This is a genomic window from Pseudomonas trutticola BRTCR10 (assembly GCF_056155105.1).
This window is the reverse complement of sequence record NZ_CM149552.1, coordinates 317374-342003: the sequence shown is the minus strand read 5'-3', so window position 1 is coordinate 342003 and position 24630 is coordinate 317374. Positions and strand designations below refer to the sequence as shown.

At 58.8% G+C, this 24630-nt stretch carries 24 protein-coding genes; 15 read left to right on the top strand and 9 right to left on the bottom strand.

The genetic code is table 11. The features are described from left to right. The first annotated feature begins 39 nt into the window (after positions 1-39). The 3 genes from fdhD (at position 40) to ACVVH8_RS01435 (ending at position 4097) form a co-directional block, all read left to right on the top strand. The gene (gene fdhD / locus ACVVH8_RS01445) at positions 40-879 is read left to right on the top strand and encodes a formate dehydrogenase accessory sulfurtransferase FdhD (protein ID WP_103304154.1); all 840 of its coding nucleotides are present in this window, start codon (positions 40-42) and stop codon (positions 877-879) included. After that, on the top strand, positions 876-3224 hold the full coding sequence (locus ACVVH8_RS01440) for an FdhF/YdeP family oxidoreductase (RefSeq protein ID WP_475228167.1): 2349 nt from the start codon (positions 876-878) through the stop codon (positions 3222-3224). Before fdhD ends, ACVVH8_RS01440 begins: the two co-directional genes overlap by 4 nt. 390 nt (positions 3225-3614) lie before the next feature. After that, the gene (locus tag ACVVH8_RS01435; protein ID WP_103304152.1) at positions 3615-4097 is read left to right on the top strand and encodes a glycine zipper domain-containing protein; all 483 of its coding nucleotides are present in this window, start codon (positions 3615-3617) and stop codon (positions 4095-4097) included. 56 nt (positions 4098-4153) lie between these two features. Here ACVVH8_RS01435 and ACVVH8_RS01430 read toward each other — a convergent pair whose 3' ends face one another. The 4 genes from ACVVH8_RS01430 to ACVVH8_RS01415 form a co-directional block, all read right to left on the bottom strand. After that, positions 4154-4573: an acyl-CoA thioesterase gene (locus tag ACVVH8_RS01430; protein WP_103304151.1), complete on the bottom strand. Its 420-nt coding sequence runs from the start codon at positions 4571-4573 to the stop codon at positions 4154-4156. A gap of 104 nt (positions 4574-4677) precedes the next feature. Continuing rightward, positions 4678-5901 (bottom strand): 3-hydroxyacyl-CoA dehydrogenase, encoded by a 1224-nt coding sequence (locus tag ACVVH8_RS01425; RefSeq protein WP_475228163.1) that lies wholly within the window; start codon positions 5899-5901, stop codon positions 4678-4680. Positions 5902-6008: 107 nt separating this feature from the next. Further along, the gene (locus tag ACVVH8_RS01420; protein WP_475228161.1) at positions 6009-7937 is read right to left on the bottom strand and encodes a RecQ family ATP-dependent DNA helicase; all 1929 of its coding nucleotides are present in this window, start codon (positions 7935-7937) and stop codon (positions 6009-6011) included. 393 nt (positions 7938-8330) lie between these two features. After that, positions 8331-8834 carry a polysaccharide deacetylase gene (locus ACVVH8_RS01415; RefSeq protein ID WP_475228159.1) on the bottom strand — a complete coding sequence of 168 codons (504 nt, stop codon included), beginning with the start codon at positions 8832-8834 and terminating at the stop codon, positions 8331-8333. 291 nt (positions 8835-9125) lie between these two features. On the opposite strand from ACVVH8_RS01415, the gene ACVVH8_RS01410 reads away from it, so the two are divergent. From ACVVH8_RS01410 to ACVVH8_RS01385, 6 genes are all read left to right on the top strand, one after another. Then, entirely contained in the window at positions 9126-9413 is a 288-nt protein-coding gene (locus ACVVH8_RS01410) for a hypothetical protein (protein ID WP_103304147.1), read from the top strand. Positions 9414-9510: 97 nt separating this feature from the next. After that, entirely contained in the window at positions 9511-10653 is a 1143-nt protein-coding gene (locus ACVVH8_RS01405; RefSeq protein WP_475228156.1) for a hypothetical protein, read from the top strand. A 47-nt stretch (positions 10654-10700) separates the two neighbouring features. Next, complete coding sequence (locus tag ACVVH8_RS01400; RefSeq protein ID WP_103304145.1) at positions 10701-10883, top strand: antitoxin PaaA2 family protein; 183 nt, start codon at positions 10701-10703, stop codon at positions 10881-10883. 318 nt (positions 10884-11201) lie between these two features. Then, positions 11202-11501 (top strand): hypothetical protein, encoded by a 300-nt coding sequence (locus ACVVH8_RS01395; RefSeq protein ID WP_475228155.1) that lies wholly within the window; start codon positions 11202-11204, stop codon positions 11499-11501. 96 nt (positions 11502-11597) lie between these two features. Beyond that, complete coding sequence (locus ACVVH8_RS01390; RefSeq protein ID WP_349306215.1) at positions 11598-12101, top strand: hypothetical protein; 504 nt, start codon at positions 11598-11600, stop codon at positions 12099-12101. Further along, the gene (locus ACVVH8_RS01385) at positions 12101-12373 is read left to right on the top strand and encodes a type II toxin-antitoxin system RelE/ParE family toxin (protein WP_475228153.1); all 273 of its coding nucleotides are present in this window, start codon (positions 12101-12103) and stop codon (positions 12371-12373) included. The genes ACVVH8_RS01390 and ACVVH8_RS01385 overlap by 1 nt, the downstream gene beginning before the upstream one ends. Positions 12374-12551: 178 nt before the next feature. Here ACVVH8_RS01385 and ACVVH8_RS01380 read toward each other — a convergent pair whose 3' ends face one another. Further along, positions 12552-14093: a phosphoenolpyruvate carboxykinase gene (locus ACVVH8_RS01380; RefSeq protein WP_025110978.1), complete on the bottom strand. Its 1542-nt coding sequence runs from the start codon at positions 14091-14093 to the stop codon at positions 12552-12554. Between the two features lie 181 nt (positions 14094-14274). Beyond that, a complete protein-coding gene (hslO, locus tag ACVVH8_RS01375; RefSeq protein WP_103304141.1) occupies positions 14275-15177 on the bottom strand; it encodes an Hsp33 family molecular chaperone HslO in 903 nt (300 codons plus the stop codon). A 105-nt stretch (positions 15178-15282) separates the two neighbouring features. Between hslO and ACVVH8_RS01370 the strand changes: the two genes are divergently transcribed. After that, a complete protein-coding gene (locus tag ACVVH8_RS01370) occupies positions 15283-16083 on the top strand; it encodes a phosphatase PAP2 family protein (RefSeq protein ID WP_475228150.1) in 801 nt (266 codons plus the stop codon). Between the two features lie 159 nt (positions 16084-16242). On the opposite strand, the gene ACVVH8_RS01365 is transcribed toward ACVVH8_RS01370, so the two are convergent. Further along, a complete protein-coding gene (locus ACVVH8_RS01365) occupies positions 16243-16650 on the bottom strand; it encodes an RNA-binding S4 domain-containing protein (RefSeq protein WP_103304139.1) in 408 nt (135 codons plus the stop codon). 116 nt (positions 16651-16766) lie between these two features. On the opposite strand from ACVVH8_RS01365, the gene rimA reads away from it, so the two are divergent. From rimA to rimK, 3 genes are read left to right on the top strand one after another with little or no spacing between them, the layout of a single operon-like run. After that, entirely contained in the window at positions 16767-17546 is a 780-nt protein-coding gene (gene rimA / locus ACVVH8_RS01360; protein WP_103304138.1) for a S6 modification regulatory phosphodiesterase RimA, read from the top strand. Positions 17547-17562: 16 nt separating this feature from the next. Continuing rightward, positions 17563-18042, top strand: coding sequence for a retropepsin-like aspartic endopeptidase RimB (gene rimB / locus ACVVH8_RS01355; protein ID WP_016986269.1), 480 nt, complete (start codon positions 17563-17565; stop codon positions 18040-18042). Beyond that, positions 18039-18944 carry a 30S ribosomal protein S6--L-glutamate ligase gene (gene rimK, locus ACVVH8_RS01350; protein ID WP_007949201.1) on the top strand — a complete coding sequence of 302 codons (906 nt, stop codon included), beginning with the start codon at positions 18039-18041 and terminating at the stop codon, positions 18942-18944. The genes rimB and rimK overlap by 4 nt, the downstream gene beginning before the upstream one ends. Before the next feature lie 370 nt (positions 18945-19314). Here the strand turns inward: rimK and ACVVH8_RS01345 are convergent, their stop codons facing one another. Beyond that, positions 19315-20628: an ATP-binding protein gene (locus tag ACVVH8_RS01345; protein WP_475228148.1), complete on the bottom strand. Its 1314-nt coding sequence runs from the start codon at positions 20626-20628 to the stop codon at positions 19315-19317. A 113-nt stretch (positions 20629-20741) separates the two neighbouring features. Continuing rightward, a complete protein-coding gene (gene ompR / locus ACVVH8_RS01340; RefSeq protein WP_016986271.1) occupies positions 20742-21482 on the bottom strand; it encodes an osmolarity response regulator transcription factor OmpR in 741 nt (246 codons plus the stop codon). Positions 21483-21841: 359 nt separating this feature from the next. Here ompR and ACVVH8_RS01335 point away from each other — a divergent pair, with 359 nt between their 5' ends. Next, entirely contained in the window at positions 21842-24166 is a 2325-nt protein-coding gene (locus tag ACVVH8_RS01335; protein WP_401301283.1) for a Tex family protein, read from the top strand. After that, entirely contained in the window at positions 24166-24549 is a 384-nt protein-coding gene (locus ACVVH8_RS01330; protein WP_475228146.1) for a PaaI family thioesterase, read from the top strand. The genes ACVVH8_RS01335 and ACVVH8_RS01330 overlap by 1 nt, the downstream gene beginning before the upstream one ends. The last annotated feature ends 81 nt before the right edge of the window (positions 24550-24630 follow it).

Here is a 24630-nt window from a genome sequence, read left to right as displayed (position 1 = left end):
GCGCCTAGTCTTAACGTTGATCAAACCGTCGGTGATGCCATGAACGCCAAGCGCCCAGCCTGCGCGGCGCCAGCACTCGAAACGCCCGCGCCCGCCGCCAGCCAGACCTACAGTTACAGCGATTTACCCCTTGTGGAATCGGCCAGCACCGCGCTGGCCGAGGAAGTCGCGCTGGCGATCGCTTACAACGGCATCAGTCAGGCCGTGATGCTGGTAACGCCGACCGACCTTGAGGACTTCATCGTCGGTTTCAGCCTCGGCAGCGGCATCATCGAGGACGCCAGCGACATTTATGACCTGCAATTGACCGGCGCAGGCTCAGCGCAATACGCGCAAGTGACGATTGCCAACCGCGCCTTCTGGAATCTCAAGACCCAGCGTCGGCAACTGGCCGGCACCAGCGGTTGCGGCCTGTGCGGCGTCGAAGCCGTGGAACAGGCGCTGCCCGACCTTAAGGTATTGCCGGGTGCGCCGTTGCCACCGATTGCCTGGCTTGACGGTTTGCGCCAGCGCATCGGCGCCTTCCAGCCGCTCGGTCAGCATTGCGGCGCGGTACATGCAGCGGTGTTCATGGACGCCAGCGGCGAATTGCTGCTGGGCCGAGAAGACATTGGCCGGCACAACGCCCTCGACAAACTGATCGGCGGGCTGATCCGCCAGAAGATATCTACAGACGGCGGCCTGGCGATTGTCACCAGCCGTTGCAGCCTCGAATTGATCCAGAAAGTCTTGCGCGCCGGCATCCAGACCCTGGTCAGCCTGTCCGCGCCGACCGGCCTTGCCGTGCAATGGGCCCGGCGACACAACCTCAATCTCATCCACCTGCCGCAGAAAAGTGCGCCGCGGGTGTATAGCCCCGCGATGGAGAATCAAGCGTGAGCCAACATCATCAAGCCGACCAGAAACCTGTCCCGCGCTACAAGCCCTACAAAGGCGCAGCCGGCGGCTGGGGCGCGCTGATCAGCGTGGCTCAGGCCTGGTTGACCAGCGACAACGCGCTGAAAAACCTGCGCATGATGCTCAAGACCAACCAGAACGGCGGCTTCGACTGCCCGGGTTGCGCGTGGGGCGATTCGCCGGAAAGCGGTATGGTCAAGTTCTGCGAGAACGGCGCCAAAGCGGTGAACTGGGAAGCTACCAAGCGCCGCGTCGATGCCAAATTCTTCGCCAAGCACAGCGTCACTTCGCTGCTGGAACAGAGCGATTACTGGCTGGAGTATCAGGGTCGCCTGACCGAGCCGATGGTTTACGACGCCGAGACTGATCGCTATAAGCCGATTGCTTGGGACGACGCCTACGCGCTGATCGGCAAACACCTGCAAGGCTTGTCGAGCCCGGATCAGGCCGAGTTCTACACCTCGGGCCGCGCCAGCAACGAAGCGGCGTACCTCTATCAACTGTTCGTGCGCGCCTACGGCACCAACAACTTCCCTGACTGCTCGAACATGTGCCACGAGGCCAGCGGTGTTGCACTGGCGCAAAGTGTCGGCGTCGGCAAAGGCACCGTGACCTTCGACGATTTCGAACACGCCGATGCGATTTTCGTCTGGGGCCAGAACCCCGGCACCAACCACCCACGCATGCTTGAACCGCTGCGTGAAGCGGTGAAACGCGGCGCTCAGGTGGTCTGCATCAATCCGCTGAAAGAGCGTGGACTGGAGCGGTTCCAGCATCCGCAACACCCGATCGAAATGCTCACCAACGGCGACAAGCCGACCAACACCGCCTACTTCCGCCCGGCACTCGGCGGCGACATGGCCGTGCTGCGCGGTATGGCCAAATTCCTCCTGCAGTGGGAGCGTGATGCGCAGAAGGCCGGCACCCTGGCGGTGTTCGACCATGACTTCCTCAACGCCCACAGCGCCAACGTGCTGGAGTACCTCGGCGTCGTCGACGATACGCCGTGGGAGCAGATCGTCACGCAGTCCGGCCTGACCCTCGTGGAGATCGAACAAGCCGCACGCATGTACGCCAAAGGCAAAAACGTGATCATGTGCTGGGCGATGGGCATCACCCAGCACCGCCATTCGGTGCCGACCATTCAGGAAATCGCCAACCTGATGCTGCTGCGCGGCAACATCGGCAAGCCGGGCGCGGGCCTGTGCCCGGTGCGCGGCCACAGTAACGTGCAGGGCGACCGCACGATGGGCATCAACGAGCGTCCGCCCGTGGCGTTCCTTGATTCGCTGGAGCGGCGCTTCCAGTTCAAGGTGCCGCGTCACAACGGCCACAACGTGGTCGAGGCGATCCATGCGATGGCCGAGGGCCGCGCCAAAGTCTTTATCGGTCTGGGCGGCAACTTCGCCCAAGCCACGCCGGACAGCCCACGCACGTTCGCGGCACTGAGCAATTGCGACCTGACCGTGCAGATCAGCACCAAACTCAACCGCAGCCACCTGGCTCACGGCAAAGACGCGCTGATCCTGCCGTGCCTCGGGCGTACCGACATCGACATCCAGACCGAAGGCCCGCAAGCGGTCACCGTGGAAGACTCGTTCAGCATGGTCCACGCCTCCAATGGTCAGTTGCAGCCACTGTCGAACCAGATGCGCTCGGAACCGTCGATCATCGCCGGCATCGCCGCCGCTACCCTGGGCAGCAAACCGGTGGACTGGAACTGGCTGGTGGCCGATTACGGGCGTATCCGTGAGCTGATTGCCGACACCATCCCGAACTTCAAGGAGTTCAACGAGAAGATCAAGAACCCGGGCGGCTTCTACCTCGGCAACAGCGCCGGCGCACGCAAGTGGAATACGCCGTCAGGCCGCGCCAATTTCCGTGCGAACCTGCTGCCGAAAGATCTTGTCCACGAACGCACCCGCGCCACCGGGCAACTGCCGGACTTGATCCTGCAATCGATGCGCTCCCACGATCAGTACAACACCACGATTTATGGCCTCGACGATCGTTATCGCGGGGTCAAAGGCCAGCGCGACGTGCTGTTCGCCAACGAGGCCGACATCATTCGCCTGGGCTTCCGGCCGGGGCAGAAGGCTGACATCGTGTCGATCTGGGATGACGGTCGTGAGCGTCGGGTGAAGGGTTTCACGTTGTTGGCGTTTGATATCCCTGCAGGGCAGGCCGCTGCGTACTACCCGGAAGTGAACCCGCTGGTGCCGCTGGAAAGCACCGGGGATGGCAGCCATACACCGACGTCGAAGTTCATTGCGATCCGCTTGGAAGCGGCGAGTGAGACTGGGTTGATCATGGCCAAGTCGGCCTGATACACACGGACCACTGTGGCGAGGGAGCTTGCTCCCGCTGGAGGCCGAAGGACTCCTGTTTGTTGATCGTTCCCACGCTCCGCGTGGGAACGCAGACCGGGACGCTCCGCGTCCCAATATCAGACGCTGAGCGTCCAAGCATGCATAACCACGCAGAGCGTGGTTACGATCAGCTCTTGTTTTTGCGTTTCCATCGCCCACAAAAAAGGCCGCTTTTTCACAAAAGCGGCCTGTCCGAAGTAGCTAAAGACCGGCGAAAATCGGTTAAGTTCCGCATAAAAAACAGTAACTTGCACAATTGTATACAAGTCGTGTTATTCGTCGGATTTTGATTGTCAGCCTTGTTCCACAGCCTCAGGATCGGCGCCGTCATCCCTTTGAGGCTCATCTATGAAGTTCTCCTCGATTCTCTTGTTGTCCCTTGGCCTGGTCAGTGGCTTCGCTTCTGCCGGAGGCACCACCGAAGCAGGTGTGGGCGGCGCATTGGGCGGGGTTCTTGGCTCGGTCGTCGGTCAGTCTTTAGGCGGCAATACAGGTTCCACCATCGGCGCAGCCCTGGGCGGCGCGGGTGGTAGTGCGGTCGGCGCAGACAAACGCAGCCGTGGCGAAGCCGCCATTGGCGGTGCGTTGGGCGCGGCCGGCGGTAACGTAGTCGGCCGCAGCATGGGCGGCACCACCGGCAGCCTGATCGGCTCCGCAGCAGGTGGCGGTGCCGGTGGCGCGCTGGGCAACTACATGGGCAACAAGAGCGATGACGACGATCGTCGCTATGATCGCGGCCGTGACGACCGTCGCTATTATCGCGACGACCACCGTGGTCGCGGCCATGCCTATGGCCATCGCAAGCATCACAAGTACTATCGCCACCGTTAAGGCGAATGCTTGAACAAAAATCGCAGCCCTCGGGCTGCGATTTTTTTTTGCCTTTTTCACACCACCAATCGTTCCAGCGCTGCGCGTAACCCGGCAGGAATCGGCACCGGTTGATTGCTCGCACGATCAACAAACACATGGACGAAACGCCCGGCCGCACAAGCCTCGCTTTCGCCAACCTTGAACACCGCCAGTTCGTATTGCACTGAACTATTGCCCAGCTTGCCGACCCGTAGGCCGATCTCGATCAGATCCGGAAAAGCGATCGAGGCAAAGTAATCGCACGCCGAACTGACCACAAAACCGACCACCTCGCCATCATGAATATCCAGCCCGCCAACCTGAATCAGGTAGGTGTTCACGGCGGTGTCGAAGAAACTGTAATAAGTGACGTTGTTAACGTGGCCGTAGGCGTCGTTGTCGTGCCAGCGTGTGGTGATGGGCTGGAAGTGCGGATAGTCAGTGCGTTGGTTCATGCGTAGTTCTCGTATTGATCGTTCTCACGCTGACCGTGAGAACGACCACTTTACCTGTGGGAGCGGGCTTGCCCGCGAAGGCGCTGATACAGGCGCCACTTCATTCAACGGTCAGCAAACCCCTTGCCTTGCGCCGCCAACTCAGCAATCAACCGCGCCGGCGTCCAGTGATCGCCCTGCCGCGTCTCCAGCGCCAGCAAACGCTGATGAATATCCGCCAGCCCCTGCTGATCCGCCCACGCCATCGGTCCGCCCTTGTCCGCCGGGAAGCCATAACCGTTCAGATACACCAGATCAATGTCATGGGCCGACTCGGCGATGCCTTCCTGCAGAATCTTCGCGCCTTCGTTAACCAGCGCCAGGAGGCAACGCTCAAGAATTTCTTCCGGGCCGATCTCACGACGCTGAAAACCCAGCCCCTCGCTGATCTGCAACACCAGTGCATCCACTTCAGGATCATGCTCTGCCTGACGACTGCCCGGCTCGTAGTGGTAATAACCATTGCCCGATTTCTGACCAAACCGGCCCATCTCGCACAAGCGGTTATCCACTTGGACCTCCGGCGCATCCTGGCCCTTGCCATCCAGCTCACGCGCACGCCACTCCAGATCAATGCCGACCACGTCGTACATGCGAAACGGCCCCATCGCAAAACCGAAACCCTGCAACGCCGCATCCACCTGCTGTGGATAAGCGCCTTCGAGCAGCATCTTGCGCGCCTCCAGTACATACGGATGCAGCATGCGGTTGCCGATAAAGCCGTGGCAGTTGCCCGACACCACACTGACCTTGCCCATGCGCTTGCCCAGCGCCAAAGCCGCTTGTAATACCGCAGGCGAAGTTCGCGCGCCACGAACGATTTCGAGCAGTTTCATGATGTGCGCCGGGCTGAAGAAATGCAGACCCAGTACTTGCTCGGGACGCTGGGTAGCCGCCGCGATCGCATCAATATCCAGCGCCGAGGTGTTGCTCGCCAACACCGCTTCAGGCTTGAGCACGCCATCCAGTTCACGGAAGATTTTCTGTTTGAGCTCAAGGTTTTCGTAGACCGCCTCGATCACCAGATCGACATTACGGATCGCCACGTAATCCGGCGCTGCGCTGATCCGGGCGAGACGCGCATCGGCTTCGGCCTGATCAATACGACCCTGACGTACGTTGTGTGCGTACGTATCGGCCACGGTCGCGAGCGCCTGCGCCAGCATCTGTGGATTGTTATCCACCCATTGCACCGTCACGCCGGCATTGGCCAGGCACATGACAATGCCCCGGCCCATGGTGCCTGCACCGATTACCGCCGCCTGCTGAATATCGAATGTCTGGCTCATGTTGTTCTCTTGTTGGAGATCCAAAGACTGGTCTCACCATAGTCAGCCATCGACGGTTTTTGAAGTTTATTACCGTGATGATCGACATTCAGCGGATGGATGCAACCTCAAAGGTGTTCCTGGGCCCACCCACGCACCTCGGCATACGGATACTCCTCCAACGTCGCATACCCGGAAATCGCCCGCGCCTTGAGCTTGGTGAACAGCGGCACACTGATGCCGCACAGAAACCGCGTCAATCGCTCCGCTGTCGGCACACTGCCCGTGTGCTGCTCATGCCTGTGGATAAATTCACCGCACAGTGCTGCGAAGTTTTTATCCACAAGCGCCGGTAGTTCCGGAGGTGCTGGTAAACGAGCAATCTGTCCGTGACACACCGAGCAATGCCCACAACGCTCGGGGGCATCGTGATCGCCGAAATACTCCGCCAGTCGATAACCCAGGCAGCGTTCAGTGGCGAACACTTCAAGCATCGCGTGAATCCGCGCGACTTCGGTCTGTTCGTGGCGAGTGAAGTAATCGTGCAGCTCGCCACTCAACACATCACTGTCAAAGTCGCTGTGCAGCAAGCTGTAGACCTCGGTCATCTGCTTGCTCTCAAGCTCGACCCAGCCCTTCTCCTGAAAGTAATCCAGCGCCTTCACCACCCGATTGCGCTCAGCCGAATATTGCGTGTACATCGCCTCGAAACTGACCGTGGCCCAGGTACGCGCACGGCTCGACGTCTGGATGATCGCCGCAACGAAGTCCCGGCGCTCACCCTCGAAACGCTCGAGCAATGCCTCGGGTTCGAGCAAATACTTGAAGCGGTATTCGGCGTAATACGCATAGCGCGGCGCGATCAGACCACGCAGCTCAAGTTGCACCAGCAAGGTCTTCAGCGGTAACGCGCGTATGTTGCTCTGATCCGCCAGCGGACCAAGCAGAAACTCCCATTGCCCTTCCGGTGCCGAGGCCTTCAACTCATCGAGCACATAACGAATGCCGTCACGCTCCGGCGTGTCACCGTAGACAAAGTTTTCCAGCACGTTGAGGCTGTCACGATTGGCCAGCACGAGGCAGTCCGACGATTCTCCATCACGCCCCGCACGGCCGATTTCCTGGCTGTAGTTTTCGATGGATTTGGGCAGATCGAAGTGCACCACATTGCGGATGTCGCTCTTGTCGATGCCCATGCCGAAGGCGATGGTCGCAACGATGCAATTGGACTGCCCGGCCATGAAGCGCTTCTGGATGGCCTCGCGTTTATCGTGGGGCAGACCGGCGTGATAGGCCTCGGCCTGAATGCCGTTGCGTTCCATATGTTCGGCGATGTGTTCAGCGGTTTTTTGCAAGGTCACGTAGACAATGCTCGGCTGACCCGGCCGTTCGGCCATCCACTCCACCAGCCGCCGACGCTTGTCCTGGCCACGCACCGGCTCCACCAGCAGATTGAGGTTGGGCCGATAGAAACCGGTCGTCACCACATCCTCGGCGGCAATAGAGAATTTCGCCTGCATGTCGGCGATGACTTGCGGCGTTGCCGTGGCCGTCAGCAGCAAGGTCTGCGGGATGTTGAACTGACGCTGATAGTCCGGCAACTTGAGGTAGTCGGGGCGGAAATTGTGTCCCCACTCCGAGATGCAATGCGCCTCATCCACCACCAGCAACGAGATCGGCACCTGCTGCAAGAAATTGCGGAAGCGCTCGTTCTTCAAACGCTCCACCGAGATCATCAGGATCTTCAATTCACCCGAACGGGCGCGGGCCATCACGTCATTGGCATCCTCGCGGCTCTGCGCCGAATCGATGCTGCCGGCCGAAATGCCGTGGCGTTGCAGAAATGCCAATTGATCCTGCATCAACGCCAGCAGCGGCGAGACCACCAGCGTCAGGTTCGGCAGCATCAGCGCCGGCAATTGATAACAGAGGGACTTGCCGGAACCGGTGGGGAAAATCGCGGCTGCCGAACGCCCGGCCAGTACCGCACTGATCGCTGTTTCTTGTCCGGGGCGAAACTGTGGATAACCAAAAACCTGTTCCAGGGTGTTGTGCATTCGCTGTCACTCCTTTGACTGCTGCCATGCCAACAGCCTAGCGGGCGATCGCAGCGAGTCGAGAAAAGGTCGGGGCCAAATCGATTCGGAATGATACAGCCCCTGACGCTGGGTCACAGGCTGAAACAAACGCCACAATTTGTTTATCGCGGTCTTTTCCGGCATCGCGATAAAGTCCCACCCACTGTTTCGCCCGCATCACGCCCGGACGGCGGATGCGTGAAAAATTCTCAAAGGAATGATCATGCACTCTAGATTGAAGCTAATACTCGCCCTCACCCTCTCCGCCCTGCTGCTAGGCGGATGCATGCGGCTTCCAGACGAACTTCCCCAACTCGCGGCCAGTGCGACGGTGCAGGCAGCCGCTATGGCCTAGACGTCAATCAGCAGAGGTCACGGCAGCAGTACGGCCACTCGCAACTGCTCGTTCAATGCCTGTTCATGCACACTCTGGCTTCTACTTGCCCAAAGTGCATGGGCCGGACTGATGTCGCCGGTAAACGCCGCCGCCAACTGGCGAAGGTCGGCAACGCTGCGCACCTGGGGGCAAAAGGGTTGTTCGCCACAGTCCTGACTGGCGCTGCGATAAGTGCTCAGCAGGTGATCCCACAAACCGTCGCGCACTTGCCGGATCGACTTGAGTTGCACTTGCGGCACACCCAACCGTTGTTTCAGACCTGACTCATCGAGCGCTTCGCTGGCGAGCAGAGCTTTGCCGAACATCAGCACTTCGGCGCGCGAGGCCGTGTCGACGTTCGCCGGGCTGGTGAGCGCCTCCGGCCAACCGGTTCGATCCAGATGATCGAGCACCAGAGCGTTATCCAGGTCAACCGCCATTGCTACACGGCAACCACTGGCCCACAGCACCACAATCAAGGCCATTCGTAGCCACTGCATACCTAATTCCTTTTATGCGCGTATAGGACGTCTGGAAACGTCCCACAGATTCTGGCGCGCACCATACAGAGGTTTATTCAGAAGCGCCTGACAAACCCGTAGGAATATTCCGAGCTAAGGGTTTTGCCTTGAAAAGCCCATGAAAACACGTAGGGCAAATACCCGAACACCGGAAAAACCCCTACGAACTCTGTCCATTGCAGCCGTCTTGTCCCACAGCCCGATGCCCTCCTATAGTGGCCGACGCGACTGAATCGCACCGTAGCGACTTCTCAAAGGACAGCCTAATCCATGAACTCACTGCACCCGCCCCTCAACCGCTACCGCCGTTTGAAAACCAGTTACAGCGAGAATCCGGTGCTGGTCATCGACACGGACGCCTGCCATGAAGACCTGCTGGATGCCGCACAGCAACGTCTTTGCGCTGCCAGCAATCTGTTGGAAACTCTTTACTGTTTGTGTTTCCAACAAGCAGACGTCAAAGACATCCCGAACATTGTTCAGGCGCTTTACTTGTTGACTCAAGACGGTTGCGAACTACTGGAAGTTGCAAAACTTAAAATCGCCCAGCGCAATTAAACCCAACAACCAACAAATCTCGAAACAACCCACTTCTTTGCCTTTTAAAAGAACAATACTAGGTTGACTGCTCTTTCATTAAACAAGAGCAATAAACATGACTGTTTTAACTATCTTTTTTTGCGGCACGGGTTCCAACAAGTTTGACACCACCCATGAAAACTTCTGGAACGGCGAATTGATTTCCACCTTGGCCGCAAACCATTCCGGTCGCGAGTTTGCCGAATGGATCGTGGTCGATGGGCCGGGCAGCGGCAACCTGCAAGCGGATGACCTGTTTACCAAAACCAAGGAGTACGGTCTCAGCGGCACGTTGTTCGGCAAGGGCTGGGAAGAAAACGTACAGCACGCGCTGAATATCATCAAAGGAAAATGCGACTGGCAACGCGAACAACTGACCGAAGCCGGATACAACCGCCTCAAAGCCGCCGGCATTCCCATTGAAGATGTCAAAGCCGAGGGCTCGTGGTTTTGGCGCAAGTACAACTATGGCGACCGCAGCATCACCCAACAGAAGTTGCAGGAGGGCATTATCAAGACGTTCCGCAAAGACGGTGTTATTCCCACCCGCGTCAACCTGGTGGGCTGGAGCCGAGGCGGTGTAAGTTGCCATATGCTGGCCAATGCAATGTTGAAAGACACTCAACTTAAAAATATTCCGGTGAACATCTTTGCCCTGGACCCCGTTCCGGGAATCGGTAACTTCCAGGAAGATCGGGTCAAACTCGGCAGCAACGTCAAAGAATACATCGCCTTCTACGCCCGCGATGAACGCTCCAAAGGCTTCAGCTGCGTCATCCCGCAAACCGCCACCGGCACCAAAACCTGCATCTATCCCATGGCCGGCCGTCACGCGACCATGGCCGGCAACGCCACCGCCGACGGCGGCGTCCCTGTCAGCGCCAGTGACCTGAAAACCCTGGTGGAACCGGGCCGCGTCGTCCGTCATTTCGCCGAAGCCTGCCTCAAGCGCTGGGGCGTGCAACTGAACAAAACCCTGAATCTGACCGCGACCGATCTGAAGACCCTCACCGACGGCATCGTCCGCGATGAGGCCCGGTACAAACGGATGCACAACATTTCCTACACTTACTTCACCGAACTGGATAAAGGCGAGCGCTACGTGTCTTTAGGCAGCAAAGGCGTACCGTTCTCGGCGGTGAAAGGCTCGATCTACACCCCTGCGACGGGGCTGACGACCAGTGTGCTGGATGCGGCGGCGTATCGGGTTATTGGCTGAGGCGGAGCGGCGACCGATAGGTTTTTAACCAAGAAGGAAATAGAACGATGAACAGTACGAGCGGTGAATCGGAACAGGCTAGCGACGAGGAAACCTACGAGGCATGGTTCATCCGGCAGGTCCAAGCCAGCATTGATGATCCTCGGCCAAGCATTTCCGATGAAGTAAGCAGGAAACTGATGGCAGATAAACGCGCTCGTTTAAGACGTCTGAAGGATTGTCAGCAATGACCTATTGAATCTACGTCCTGTTCCTACAAGGACAGACTCCTTGTCTTCTATCGCCGTCGTGTAGCTCGTCTCTATAGTCGTGACTGTCGCTGCCAAATCAGCGGCTCGGGCTTGGTCACCCGATGGGACACACAAACACGTCCGTTGTATGCTGCCGGCACTTCAAATGTCTGCACGCTTAATGGTGGCTGTGTTTGGGACGCCTTCAAGCGTGCCGGACTTGTGTGTTCCTTCGGTTGACCAACCCGAACACAGTCCACCTCCCATCGCTTGGTCACGATGGGGGTGAGTTCATTCAGGATATTTGGAGAACACACTATGAAATCATGGAATCAATTCAACACCGATCGCTACCGCCCACTCGAATCAAACCTCACCGACACCAAGCCCCTGATCATCGACACAACGGCCAACCCGCAAGACATCCTCGAATGCGCCGTCCAGCGCCTGCGCGCCTCCGCCGATCTGCTACGCACCCTCTACTGCCTCAGCTTCAAACAAGCCGACGTCGAAGACATCCCCCACATCACCCACGCCCTCTATCTGCTGACGCAGGATGGCTGTGACCTGCTGCAAGTCGCGCAGCAGCAAATGCTCAATTGGAAAGCACCAGCCTGACGAACTCCTCGGCAGGCGCGTTCACAGCTAGAACTACCTGCCTCTATCTCGAACACTGACGCTGGGATTTCGGCGCAAAGCTTAAGGAGCTGCATTTTGCAAACTATTATTGATTGCGTACGATGGGAGCCATTGTTCAACCAAGGGCTTGCCTTCATGACCACTGAAACCATTGATCACAGTACTCTCGCGCGATTGTTTGAGAATGGTTCGATCAGTAGCGCACATATCGTCGCCAAACCCGGTGGCTGGTCAATTCAGATTCAGCAAGGAAACAAAGAATATTCACTGGCAGCACAACGCAGTGGTCAGGTGCGACTGTTCAAGCGGTTTGAAACACTGGTGACCTACCTGCAAGGAGTAGGTATCAATCACTTCGATGTGGACGCCTCCAGCTATGACCCTCTGCAGATAAAAACCTATGCCCGACCTGATCGCGCCGAAGCGATGAAACAAGCGCATGAAGCTGCGGCATATGAAGAATGGGTCAAGCAACAGGTACAAATCAGCATTGATGACCCAAGACCCAGCGTCAGCGATGAAGACGCTCGCAGGATATTTGCCGCCAAGCGGGATGCTCTGCGTCAGCGAGTACGTTGATGAGGTTGGTCTGGCGCCAAGAGGCGCTGGATGATCGAGAAAACATCATGGAGCGTATCGGCCAGGAAAATCCCGCTGCAGCGATCAAGCTCGATGAGCTTTTCGAATCGAAGGGAGAAAGCGTCCGCCAGCAGCCAGCTTTATACAAAAGAGGTATCGCGCAAGGCACCCGCGAAATGGTTGTCACCCCAAACTACTACATCATCTACACAATCAAAGTTGATGCTGTGGTGATGCTGCGAGTACTGCATACCAGGCGGCAATGGCTATGAAGGCTGAAGAGAAGAAGAACGGCGTTTAGAGTTCGCGGCTACTTAAGTGGCATTATTCTGGCTGTTTAACGCGAACGCTGCGGGAATATTGGCAGTTGGTCTGATAATGACACCCAACCCATCACCCACAAAAAAGCCGCCCTCAAGAGGCGGCTTTTTCATTCACCAGAACTAAGTCTTACAACTTAGGCCCAGCAGCCTTGATCGCGTCGCTCACTTCGAACTTCTTGAAGTTCTCGATGAACAGACCGGCCAATGCCTTGGCAGCCTCGTCGTAAGCAGCCTTGTCAGCCCAGGTGTTGCGCGGGTTGAGCAGGTTGGTTTCAACGCCCGGTACGGCCAGTGGCACGTCGAGGTTGATGGTGTCGAGGTGCTCGGTGGCGGCACCGATCAGCGCGCCGCTCTGGATTGCTGCGATCACCGCGCGGGTGGTCGGGATGTTGAAGCGTTTGCCAACGCCGTAGCCGCCGCCGGTCCAGCCGGTGTTGACCAGGTAGACCTTGGAGCCGAAGCCGCGGATGCGCTTGATCAGCAGCTCTGCGTATTCGCCGGCCGGACGCGGGAAGAACGGTGCGCCGAAGCAGGTGGAGAAGGTCGACTTGATGCCGCTACCCGAACCCATTTCAGTCGAGCCCACCAGAGCGGTGTAGCCGGACAGGAAGTGGTAGGCCGCTTGTTCTTCGTTGAGGATCGACACTGGCGGCAGCACGCCGGTCAGGTCGCAGGTCAGGAAGATCACAGCGTTTGGCTCGCCACCCAGGTTCTTCTCGGAACGCTTGGCAACGTGCTCCAGCGGGTACGCGGCGCGGCTGTTCTGGGTCAGGCTGACATCGGCGTAGTCGGCGTGCTTGGCGTCGTCGATGACGACGTTTTCCAGAACGGCGCCGTGCTTGATGGCTTTCCAGATGACCGGCTCGTTCTTCTCGGACAAGTCGATGCACTTGGCGTAGCAGCCGCCTTCGATGTTGAAGACAACGCCTTCGCCCCAGCCGTGTTCGTCGTCACCGATCAGGTAACGGCTTTCGTCGGCCGACAGCGTGGTTTTACCGGTGCCCGACAGACCGAAGAACAGGGTCACGTCGCCTTCTTCGCCGATGTTGGCGGCGCAGTGCATTGGCAGCACGTCAGCGGCCGGCAGCAGGAAGTTCTGCACGGAGAACATGGCTTTCTTCATTTCACCGGCGTAACGCATGCCGGCGATCAGCACTTTCTTCTGTGCGAAGTTGAGGATCACGCAACCGTCGGAGTTGGTGCCGTCACGCTCTGGCACGCACTCGAAGTTGGCCACGTTGAGCACTTGCCACTCTTCACGGCCAGCCGGGTTGTACTGGGCCGGGTTGATGAACAGGCAACGACCGAACAGGTTCTGCCAGGCAGTCTGGGTGGTCATTTTCACGGCCAGGTAGTGATCTTCGGCCGCGCCTACATGCACGTGGGAAACAAAGTGCTCTTGCGCGTTGTTGAACGCCTCGACGCGAGCCCACAAGGCATCGAACTTGTCGGCCGGGAACTTGCGGTTGATCGGGCCCCAGGCGATAGCGGCCTGGGTGGAAGGCTCTTCAACGATGAAACGGTCAACAGGCGAACGACCGGTGCGGTGACCAGTGCGAACAACCAGAGCGCCGGTATCGGCAAGCTCGCCCTCACCGCGGTTCAGGGCTTCTTTTACCAGATCATCAACACTCAGATCGGTGTACACGGCGTTATTGGCTTGCGTCATGAGGTTCCCCGTCGGCCAGTGGCCGAGTGTGCTCCAAACGTTTTGTAGTAGAAAGTCGTGCACTACTACCGCGAAAAAAGTGGGCCGGATTATGCCAGAAAAGCCCAAAAAGAGTAGGGTCCTCCCGTCGTAACGGCGATATTCCGTCGTTACGCAGTGAATTTACCTGCGCTGAACCGTTTTAGTGCCGGGTATCTGACGGCGTGTCGACGCCTGCGCCAGCGAACAATTGAGCTACATCGGTCGCATCAAACAGGTAGCGCTGGTTGCAGAACTGGCAATCGATCTCGATGTTGCCGCCGTTTTCCACCACCAGAGCCTGTGCATCTTCCTGACCCAGACTGACCAGTGCATTGCCCGAGCGCTCCCGCGAGCAGCTGCAATGGAAGCGCAGTTTCTGCACATCGAACAGGCGCACCTGCTCTTCATGGTAGAGACGATGCAGCACGGTTTCATTGTCCAGGCTCAACAATTCATCGGCGGTCAGCGTGCTGGCCAGCGCAGTGATGTGCTGCCAGCTGGCGGCGCGGTCTTCTTCGTCTTTCAAGCGATCGGCGGGCAGTTGCTGCAGCAGCAGGCCACGGGCACGACGACCGTCGGCGAACAGCTGGAAGCGGGTGCCGACCTGTTGCGACATGACGAAGTAATTGGTGAAGCACTCGGACAGGGTTTCGCCGTCGAGGTCGACGATGCCCTGATAGCGCTGGCCGACAGTCGGGTCGACGGTCAGAGCCAGGACGCCGTTCGGCATCAAGTCGCTGAGGGTCGCATCCGCCGCGATCTGATCGGCGTGGTAACGCGCCAAACCACGGATTTCACGGTCGCTGGAGCACTCGATCATCAGCATCGGGATCGGGCCTTCGGAGCGCGCCTGCAGGATCAGCAAGCCGTCGAACTTCAAGGTGCCCACCAGCAACGAGGCCGCCGCCATCAATTCGCCGAGCAACTGCGCGACCGGTTCCGGGTACGGGTGCTTGGCGAGGACTTCGGCGTAGCTGCGCTCCAGCGCGACCAGTTCGCCGCGCGTGTCGCTGTCATCAAAGATGAAGCGTTGGGTGTAATCGGTATCCGGTAGGTCGGTCATAGGTCTGGGTATCTGAATGAGGTGACAAAATGGTTACAAAGAATGAAAATTTGCGCTTCTTGGCACTTATTTTGGTGCCGACTGCTTAGCCATGGGAGGCATTTTATGAACAATCCGGGTTTGTTCCAACAAAGGTGGAACCTCGGCCGGCTGGTTCTGTGCAATGTGGTGCCATTGGCGCTACTGGCTTTCTGGTTATGGCCTACGGGCAACGCGCTGTGTGTGTTTTTCGACGAGTGGCTGTTCCGCTCACTCAACGCACCGCTGGCCAGCAACCCGATATGGCTCCACATCTGGGCAATTGCAAGTCTGCGTCCTTTCGACATTGTGGTCGGGCTGATTCTGCTGACGCTGCTGATCAAGGGCGACTGGGTGTTCAAGGCGATTGATGTGCGTCGCGCCTTTTTCGGATTTTTCTCGATCCTGCTGTTGATGGTGGTGATCCGCACGCTGTTTTCCAAGTTCGCCGACCACATGGACTGGCAGCACAGCAGCCCGTCGATGGTCCTTGAAGGCGCGGTGCACATCAGCGACTACTTCCCACATCTGGAGAAGACCTGGGAGCTGAAGGATCGCTCCAGCCAGAGCTTCCCCGGTGACCATGCTTCGGTGCTGTTGATCTGGGCGCTGTTCATGGGCGTGTTCAGCCGTACGGTCGGCCAGTTCCTGGTGATCTGGTGCCTGGCGCTGCTGTTCATGCTGCCGCGGCTGGTGGCCGGCGCGCATTGGGGTCAGGACGATTACATCGGCGGCATGTTGCTGGCGGTGTGGGCGTTGGGCTGGGGTTACTACACGCCGTTTGCCTATCACGCCGCGAATTTCTGGGTGAAGGTGACTTCGCCGATCTTCAATCTGCTGGGCAAGTTGCCGCTTGTTTCGCGGATGAGTGTGGTGCGTAGCGCCTGATACCGCGTCGTCCATGGCGAGTGCTGCGCACTCGATCGCGGGCAAGCCATGCTCCCGCAGTGATATTCAGTGAACATAAATTTTGTGAGCATCTGAAATACCTGTGGGAGCGGGCTTGCCCGCGATGACGTCAGCACAGACAACACAGCAACTACGGCTCTACTCGTCGTTACTGTTCCCACGAAATTTAAACAGATCCCGCCGCTGCTTCTTGCTCGGCTTGCCATCGGTGCTCACGCCCAAGGCACCCGCCTTGCGCATCGCCGCAGCCGCTTCGCGTTTTGCCACGCTCGCTTCGGTTTCCGCATACAACGTCTGCGCTTCAGGCGCGCCACGACGCACAATCGACAAGGCTTCGACCTTCACCGTACGCACTTCGAAACCAGTACGAATCTCGAATTCATCGCCGATGCGTGGCTCTTTGCCTGGTTTGCAGCGCTCGCCCCGACAATGCACTTTGCCACTCTCGATCGCTGCTTTCGCCAAGGCCCGGGTTTTATAAAAACGCGCAGCCCACAACCATTTATCGAGACGGACCTTGTCGTCTTCTTCCTGTTTTTGCGCCATATGAATTCCTCGTTCTGCCAGTAGTCGGAACTGTACTACCGTTTCTGTCGGGCGCAAGAATTCGGCCCTCCAGATAGACTGTGATCTTCGCCGGTTCAGCGGCATGGAGTGATCGAGTGACTAAATTTCCGTCTTCATTGACCTCGCCCCAGGCCGGTTGCCAGGGCTGCCAGCAAAGCGAACCGCTGGGTTTTGATTTTGACTTCGCCTACCAACCTATCGTCGATCTGCGCGACCAGTCGATTTTCGCCCATGAGGCGCTGGTCCGTGGTCTGGCTGGTGAAGGCGCATTGACGGTGTTAGATCAGGTTACAGAAGACAACCGCTACCGCTTCGACCAACTCTGCCGGACCCGCGCCATCGAAGGCGCGGCCAACCTTAATATGCAGACACACTTGTCGATCAACTTCATGCCCAACGCCGTCTATCGTCCAGAGCTATGCATTCGCAGCACCCTGGAGGCCGCCAAAAAACACAGTTTCCCGATCGACCGACTGATTTTCGAAACCCTGGAAAGCGAGCACGTAGATAACTATCGCCATTTGACCAATATTCTGCGTGAATACCGCGAATTCGGCTTCAAGACCGCCATCGACGATTTCGGTGCCGGTTATTCGGGGCTCAATCTGCTGGCTGATTTCCAACCGGACCTGATCAAACTCGACATGGCGCTGATCCGCGATGTCGATCAAGACCGCGTTCGTCAGGCTATCGTCCGGGGGATTGTCACAATCTGTGCGGAGTTGGACGTTACAGTCATCGCCGAAGGCATCGAGAGCGCCGGTGAACGGGATTTCCTGGCGGACTGTGGAATATTTCTGATGCAGGGGTACTGGTTCGCCAAACCTGCATTCAAAGCGTTGGCCCAGGTTTCACCTGAGGCGTGGACGCGTTAATCGTTGGTTTTATCCATTGAAGACATTTGACCATTTGACCGTTGTCGGTCTGCGCGAGTGGGTGGCGCTCCCGGATTTGGGAGTCGCCGGCCTGCGGGCGAAAATCGACACCGGTGCCAGCACCTCCAGCCTGCATGCCACCGACATCGAGCCGTTCGAGCGCGACGGCGAGAAGTGGGTGCGCTTCACCGCGCACCTGGGCACGGTGGTGCAGTTGCGTCACCGCCGTTGCGAAGCGCCGCTGGTAACGCGCAAAACCATTAAAAGCTCCAACGGCCATGCCCAGGAGCGCTATGTGATCAGCACCACCCTGGCCCTGGGTGATCGGGTCTGGCCGATCGAGTTCACCCTCGCCTGCCGCAAATCCATGCGCTATCGCCTGTTGCTCGGTTCCAAAGCCCTGATTGATGGCCATCTGGTGGTCAATCCGGGCATCAAATATGTACAAGACAAGCCGGTGTTCCCGGTATCTACCTCCTCCACAGGTGTTGCATGAAGATCGCTGTGCTGTCGCGGAATCCGCGTCTGTATTCCACCCGTCGTCTGGTCGAAGCTGGCACCGAACGCGGGCATGAAATGGTAGTGATCGACACTTTGCGCGCCTACATGAACATCGCCAGCCACAAGCCGCAGATCCACTATCGCGGCAAACCGCTGGAAGGTTTCGACGCGGTGATCCCGCGGATCGGCGCGTCGGTGACGTTCTATGGCTGCGCAGTGTTGCGTCAGTTTGAAATGATGGGTGTGTTCCCGCTCAACGAATCGGTGGCGATTGCCCGTTCGCGTGACAAGTTGCGCTCGCTGCAGTTGCTGTCACGGCGCGGCATCGGTTTGCCGGTGACCGGTTTTGCCCACTCGCCGGATGACATCCCCGACCTGATCGACATGGTCAACGGCGCGCCACTGGTGATCAAAGTGCTGGAAGGCACTCAGGGCATTGGGGTGGTGTTGTGCGAAACCGCGACCGCTGCGGAGTCGGTGATCGAGGCGTTCATGGGCCTGAAGCAGAACATCATGGTTCAGGAATACATCAAGGAAGCGGGCGGCGCGGACATCCGCTGCTTTGTAGTCGGCGACAAGGTGATCGCGGCGATGAAGCGTCAGGCCAAACCGGGTGAATTCCGTTCCAACCTGCATCGCGGCGGCAGCGCCAGCCTGATCAAGATCACCCCGGAAGAACGCATGACCGCGTTGCGTGCTGCCAAGGTCATGGGCCTGGCGGTGGCGGGTGTGGATATCCTGCGTTCCAATCATGGGCCGCTGGTGATGGAAGTGAACTCGTCGCCGGGGCTGGAGGGGATCGAGACTACCACAGGGAAGAATGTGGCGGGGATCATCATCGAGCACCTTGAGAAGAATGGCGGGCCGAATATGACTCGCACCAAGGGTAAGGGCTAGAGCGAAGAGCAAGAGCCCCTCACCCTAACCCTCTCCCATAGGGAGAGGGGACTGATAGGGAGATGCTTAAGAGATACGCCGACCTGATCCTGCTGTGCCGAATCCACAATCGAGCCAGTCTTTCAGGTCGATGTACAACGCCAGACACCTCGGTCGGCCCCCTCTCCCTCTGAGAGTGTATGTACCGGAGACATGGTGGACAGGTGTTCGGAGACATGGTGGACACTTTTTAATAGACACATTGCTCATCACCNACTTGCAGATCGTTACGGCAGGTAAGAAGATCTAAAACCGTCCACCATGTCTCCGAACATGTGTCCACCATGTCTCCGGTACATACAGAGAGAGGGCTGGGGTGAGGGTTTATGTTTTAAACGGCATCCCGCGGCAACATCAGCCCCAACGGCAACCGCACCCGCGCTTCAAGCCCACCCCCAGACCGGTTACGCAACTCAACATTGCCGCCATGCATCGAAGCAATCCGCTTCACGATCGCCAGCCCCAACCCGGTGCCCTTGCCGCCCCGCGCCCGATCTCCTCGGGTAAACGGGTTGAAAATCGCTTCAAGTTCGGAAGGATCGATCCCCGCCCCACGGTCCATCACGCTCAGCACCACATACGGCGCGCTGACATCACCGGACACATAGGCGGCGACTTCCACACTGCTGCCAGCATGGTTCAAGGCGTTGCCGATCAAGTTGTTCAACAGGCGTTTCATCGACACCCGACGTAGCGGAAACGGCTGGATCGGCTCGAGGCGCAAGCGCACCCTCTCTTCGTTCTGGTTGTACGGTGCCGCCACCTCACGCACCAGATCGCTGAGATCGACCTCCTCCACCGACTCATCACGACCATCACGGATGAACGCTAGGAACTGGTCGAGAATCGCGTCCATGTCTTCGATATCGCGCACCATGTCGTCAGTCAGGTCGTTGCGGTCGTCCATCAACTCCAGCGACAGCCGTAATCGGGTCAACGGTGTACGCAAGTCGTGGGAAACCCCTGCCAACATCAATTCACGCTCACGGCCGGCCTGTTCGACATCTTCGGCCATCTGGTTGAAGGCGCGATACACCTCGGTCATTTCGCTTGGCGTATCGCTGATCGGCAGGCGCACGCTGCGACCCTGACCGAGTTGCCGGGCAGCGTAGACCAGACGTTTCAAGGGTTGGTTGAGCTGGCTGACGAAAATCCACGCCGAGGCGGTCGACAGCAAACCGATCGCCAGGAACCAGCCGAGCACGTTCCAGATTTTCTGGCCACGCAACGGGTGCGGATACAACGGGACTTTCAACCAGCCATCGCCCAGGCTCGGCGCGCGAACCCACAATGCCGGCGGCGAGTGCATGCGCAATCGCACTTCGGTGTCGGCACCGAGTTCCGCCTGCATTTGCCGTTGGTAGATTTCGCTGTAGGGCCAGTGCTGTTCGCCTTCCGGCACGCCGGCACCCACCACCCGGATCAGGGTGGCGGCGTCAGCGATCTTCGCGCGATTTTCTTCGTCAGCGGCCCAATAGGCGCGCAGCGTCAGGGCGACGCCGTGGCTGTATTGGCGATCCACCAGCACGTCCTCGTTCATCAATAGATAAACCAGGGTCAGCGCCTTGGAAAACAGCACGACGATGAGCACCAGCCAGAGGGTGCGGGAGAAAAAACTTTGGGGGAACCAGACGGGGGTTTTCATCTATAACCGCTACACACTTGCAGGAGCGAGCAATGCTCGCATATTGCGGATTGCGAGTCTGCGGGCATGGCCGTTCGACCAGCCCCCGCAGACCCGCTCCTACAAATCGCCGATCACTTGGTGGCGGCGCCATCCGGTACGAACACGTAGCCCACGCCCCAGACAGTCTGGATATAGCGCGGTTTCGACGGATCAGGCTCGATCATCCGGCGCAGACGGGAGATCTGTACGTCGATGGAACGCTCCAGAGCATCCCACTCGCGGCCACGGGCCAGGTTCATCAGTTTGTCGCGGGTCAATGGCTGACGCGCGTTCATCACCAAGGCCTTGAGTACCGCAAACTCACCGGTGGTGAGCATGTGCACTTCGTCGCCGCGCTTCAGTTCGCGAGTGGCCAGCGACAATACGTAATCACCGAAAGTGACGTTTTCGTCTTCGCTGCCCGGTGCGCCCGGTACCGGTGCGGCCTGACGACGCAGCACCGCTTTGACCCGAGCCATCAGCTCGTCCGGGTTGAACGGCTTGGCCAGATAATCGTCGGCGCCCAGTTCCAGGCCCTTGATGCGGCTCATCTCATCGCCCTTGGCGGTGAGCATGATAATCGGAATCTGGTTGTTTGCCGCCCGCAAACGGCGGCAGGCGGTCAGACCGTCTTCGCCAGGCAGCATCAGGTCGAGTACGACCAGATTGAAAACTTCACGCGACAGCAGACGATCCATCTGCTCGGTGTTCGGTACGGTGCGGGCGCGGTAGCCCTTGCTGACGAAAAACCGTTCCAGCAGGCTGCTCAGCCCCGGATCGTCGTCAACGATGAGAATTTTTTCGCCTTCAGCAGTTTGTGCAGTGCTGCTCATTGGATGCTCCTTTTAGCTCGGCGCGCATTATGGCGTAGCTGCCGTTATACGCACCGTGTGCATTGTTAGCAGATTTTTCCTTCACTGCCAGAAAACCGGGGTTTATGCCTACAGACTGCAACGCCCCCGAATGACAGAACGCTGGTTATAATGCGCGGCGTTTTGTGCCAGGCAACGTCTGAATCGTTACCGCAGGTGGCAGGCCTTTTTTTCCTGCCCGGCGCAGTAATTGTTCGATTTCACGGGTCAATGGGCTGCCTTTTGACCCAGGCAGCGGTAATCTTCAAGCCGCTCAACCAGACTCCGGGCCTTTATTTCCGTGCCTGCGAGCCTGCTTTCACAATATGTCAGGTGGTTTTATGGACAGCATCAACAGCCGCATCGCCGAGGAACTCGGCGTACGCCCACAACAGGTCGAAGCGGCCGTCGCGCTACTCGATGAAGGCTCTACCGTTCCCTTCATCGCCCGTTACCGGAAAGAAGTCACCGGCAGCCTCGATGACACCCAGTTGCGTCATCTGGAAGAGCGCCTGCGCTACCTGCGAGAACTCGACGAACGGCGCATCAGCATCCTCGCCAGCATCGAAGAGCAAGGCAAACTCACTCCGCAGCTTGAACGCGACATCAAGCTCGCCGACACCAAGACTCGCCTCGAAGACTTGTACCTGCCGTACAAGCAGAAGCGCCGCACCAAGGGCCAGATCGCCCTGGAAGCCGGCCTCGGCGAGCTGGCCGACGGCCTGTTCAACGACCCGAACCTGACCCCGGAAGCCGAAGCCGCACGTTTCGTCGACGCCGAAAAAGGCGTGGCTGATGTGAAGGCGGCGCTCGAAGGCGCCAAATACATCCTGATGGAGCGCTTTGCCGAAGACGCCAGCCTGCTGGAAAAGCTGCGCAATTACCTCAAGCAGGAAGCGACCCTCAGTGCCCGCGTCATCGCCGGCAAGGAAGAGGAAGGCGCCAAGTTCCGCGACTACTTCGAACACGACGAACCGCTGAAAAGCATGCCATCGCACCGCGCACTGGCGATTTTCCGTGGCCGTAACGAAGGCATCCTCAGCTCTGCGCTGAAGGTCGGCGACGAGCTGCCGGGCACCATGCACCCGTGCGAAGGCATGATCGGTCAGCAATTCAATATCCAGAACCAGAACCGTCCGGCCGACAAATGGCTCGGCGAAGTGGTGCGTTGGACCTGGAAGGTCAAGCTCTACACCCATCTGGAAACCGACCTGCTCGGCGAGCTGCGCGACGGCGCCGAAACCGAGGCGATCAACGTGTTCGCCCACAACCTGCACGACCTTCTGCTGGCCGCCCCGGCCGGCCCGCGCGCGACCCTGGGCCTCGACCCGGGCCTGCGCACCGGCTGCAAAGTTGCGGTGGTCGATTCGACCGGCAAGCTGCTGGATCACGCCACGGTTTACCCGCACGTTCCGCACAACAAGTGGGACCAGACCATCGCCATCCTGGCCGCCCTGTGCGCCAAGCACTCGGTGGACCTGATCGCCATCGGCAACGGCACCGCCAGCCGTGAGACCGACAAACTGGCGATCGAGCTGATCAAAAAATACCCGGCCATGAAGATGACCAAGGTCATGGTTTCGGAAGCCGGCGCATCGGTGTACTCGGCGTCGGAGCTGGCGGCCAAGGAATTCCCGGATCTGGACGTGTCGATCCGTGGTGCAGTGTCCATCGCCCGTCGCCTGCAGGATCCACTGGCCGAGCTGGTGAAAATCGATCCGAAATCCATCGGTGTCGGCCAGTACCAGCATGACGTTTCGCAACTGAAACTGGCGCGTGGCCTGGATGCTGTGGTCGAGGACTGCGTGAACGCCGTCGGTGTCGACGTGAACACCGCTTCGGTAGCGCTGCTGGCGCGGATCTCCGGCCTCAACGCGACACTGGCGCAAAACATCGTCGCTCACCGCGATGAACACGGCGCCTTCAAAACCCGTGCAGCACTGAAGAAAGTCGCGCGTCTGGGCGAGAAAACCTTCGAACAGGCCGCCGGCTTCTTGCGCGTGATGAACGGCGACAACCCGCTGGATTCCTCTGCAGTTCACCCGGAAGCCTATCCGCTGGTGCAGCGCATTGCCGCTGAAACCGACCGCGATATTCGCTCGCTGATCGGCGACGCCGCGTTCCTCAAGCGTCTGGACCCGAAGAAATTCACCGACGAGACCTTCGGTCTGCCAACCGTGACCGACATCCTGCAAGAACTGGAAAAACCGGGCCGTGACCCGCGTCCGGAATTCAAGACTGCCGAGTTCCAGGAAGGTGTCGAAGACCTCAAGGATCTGCAACTGGGGATGATCCTCGAAGGTGTTGTCACCAACGTGACCGCGTTCGGTGCATTCGTCGACATCGGCGTGCATCAGGACGGTCTGGTGCACATTTCGGCGCTGTCGGAGAAGTTCATCAAGGATCCGCGTGAAGCGGTGAAGGCCGGTGATGTGGTGAAAGTGAAGGTCATGGAAGTCGACATCCCGCGCAAACGCGTTGGCCTGTCGATGCGCATGGGCGACACCCCGGGCGAGAAGATCGACGGCGCCCGTGGCTCGCGTCCGGGCTCGGCGCAGCGCCAGCCTTCGAACAACGCGCCACGCAAGGAAACCGTCACCGCCGCGCCGGTGAACAATGCGATGGCCTCGCTGTTCGCCAACGCCAAGCAGTTGAAGAAACGCTGATGGACGTTCCGGCCGGGCTCGTCGAGAGCGCGTTTTTCAAGCTGTTGGGCTGCCGCCTGCACAGCCTGGAAACCGGGGTGGCGCAAGTCACCCTGGGGCTGGAACCGCAACTGCGCAATCGCGGTGGCAAATTGCACGGAGGCGCGCTGTTCAGTCTGGTCGACATCGCCATGGGGCTGGCTTGTTCCAGCGTGCATGGCTTCGATCAGCAAAGCGCGACCATCGAGTGCAAGATCAACTATATCCGTGCCGTTTCCGACGGTGAGGTGCTGTGCACGGCGCGGGTGATCCACCCGGGCCGGCGTACGCTGGTGGTCGAAGCCGACGTAATGCAAGGCGACAAACTGGTCGCAAAAGCGCAAGGCACGTTCGCTGTCCTGTAGATGTTGTTCATCATTTTGAGTTAATTTCGGCGCTGTGATCGCAGCGTCGAGCTTTTCTGTGGGAGCGGGCTTGCTCGCGAA

What these genes read in the sequence shown, in the direction of transcription:
- fdhD (WP_103304154.1), top strand. Translation starts at nt 40, where the DNA reads ATGAACGCCAAGCGCCCAGCCTGCGCGGCGCCAGCACTCGAAACGCCC.
- ACVVH8_RS01435 (WP_103304152.1), top strand. Translation starts at nt 3,615, where the DNA reads ATGAAGTTCTCCTCGATTCTCTTGTTGTCCCTTGGCCTGGTCAGTGGC.
- ACVVH8_RS01430 (WP_103304151.1), bottom strand. Translation starts at nt 4,573, where the DNA reads ATGAACCAACGCACTGACTATCCGCACTTCCAGCCCATCACCACACGC.
- ACVVH8_RS01425 (WP_475228163.1), bottom strand. Translation starts at nt 5,901, where the DNA reads ATGAGCCAGACATTCGATATTCAGCAGGCGGCGGTAATCGGTGCAGGC.
- ACVVH8_RS01420 (WP_475228161.1), bottom strand. Translation starts at nt 7,937, where the DNA reads ATGCACAACACCCTGGAACAGGTTTTTGGTTATCCACAGTTTCGCCCC.
- ACVVH8_RS01415 (WP_475228159.1), bottom strand. Translation starts at nt 8,834, where the DNA reads ATGCAGTGGCTACGAATGGCCTTGATTGTGGTGCTGTGGGCCAGTGGT.
- ACVVH8_RS01410 (WP_103304147.1), top strand. Translation starts at nt 9,126, where the DNA reads ATGAACTCACTGCACCCGCCCCTCAACCGCTACCGCCGTTTGAAAACC.
- ACVVH8_RS01405 (WP_475228156.1), top strand. Translation starts at nt 9,511, where the DNA reads ATGACTGTTTTAACTATCTTTTTTTGCGGCACGGGTTCCAACAAGTTT.
- ACVVH8_RS01400 (WP_103304145.1), top strand. Translation starts at nt 10,701, where the DNA reads ATGAACAGTACGAGCGGTGAATCGGAACAGGCTAGCGACGAGGAAACC.
- ACVVH8_RS01395 (WP_475228155.1), top strand. Translation starts at nt 11,202, where the DNA reads ATGAAATCATGGAATCAATTCAACACCGATCGCTACCGCCCACTCGAA.
- ACVVH8_RS01385 (WP_475228153.1), top strand. Translation starts at nt 12,101, where the DNA reads ATGAGGTTGGTCTGGCGCCAAGAGGCGCTGGATGATCGAGAAAACATC.
- ACVVH8_RS01380 (WP_025110978.1), bottom strand. Translation starts at nt 14,093, where the DNA reads ATGACGCAAGCCAATAACGCCGTGTACACCGATCTGAGTGTTGATGAT.
- hslO (WP_103304141.1), bottom strand. Translation starts at nt 15,177, where the DNA reads ATGACCGACCTACCGGATACCGATTACACCCAACGCTTCATCTTTGAT.
- ACVVH8_RS01370 (WP_475228150.1), top strand. Translation starts at nt 15,283, where the DNA reads ATGAACAATCCGGGTTTGTTCCAACAAAGGTGGAACCTCGGCCGGCTG.
- ACVVH8_RS01365 (WP_103304139.1), bottom strand. Translation starts at nt 16,650, where the DNA reads ATGGCGCAAAAACAGGAAGAAGACGACAAGGTCCGTCTCGATAAATGG.
- rimK (WP_007949201.1), top strand. Translation starts at nt 18,039, where the DNA reads ATGAAGATCGCTGTGCTGTCGCGGAATCCGCGTCTGTATTCCACCCGT.
- ACVVH8_RS01345 (WP_475228148.1), bottom strand. Translation starts at nt 20,628, where the DNA reads ATGAAAACCCCCGTCTGGTTCCCCCAAAGTTTTTTCTCCCGCACCCTC.
- ompR (WP_016986271.1), bottom strand. Translation starts at nt 21,482, where the DNA reads ATGAGCAGCACTGCACAAACTGCTGAAGGCGAAAAAATTCTCATCGTT.
- ACVVH8_RS01335 (WP_401301283.1), top strand. Translation starts at nt 21,842, where the DNA reads ATGGACAGCATCAACAGCCGCATCGCCGAGGAACTCGGCGTACGCCCA.
- ACVVH8_RS01330 (WP_475228146.1), top strand. Translation starts at nt 24,166, where the DNA reads ATGGACGTTCCGGCCGGGCTCGTCGAGAGCGCGTTTTTCAAGCTGTTG.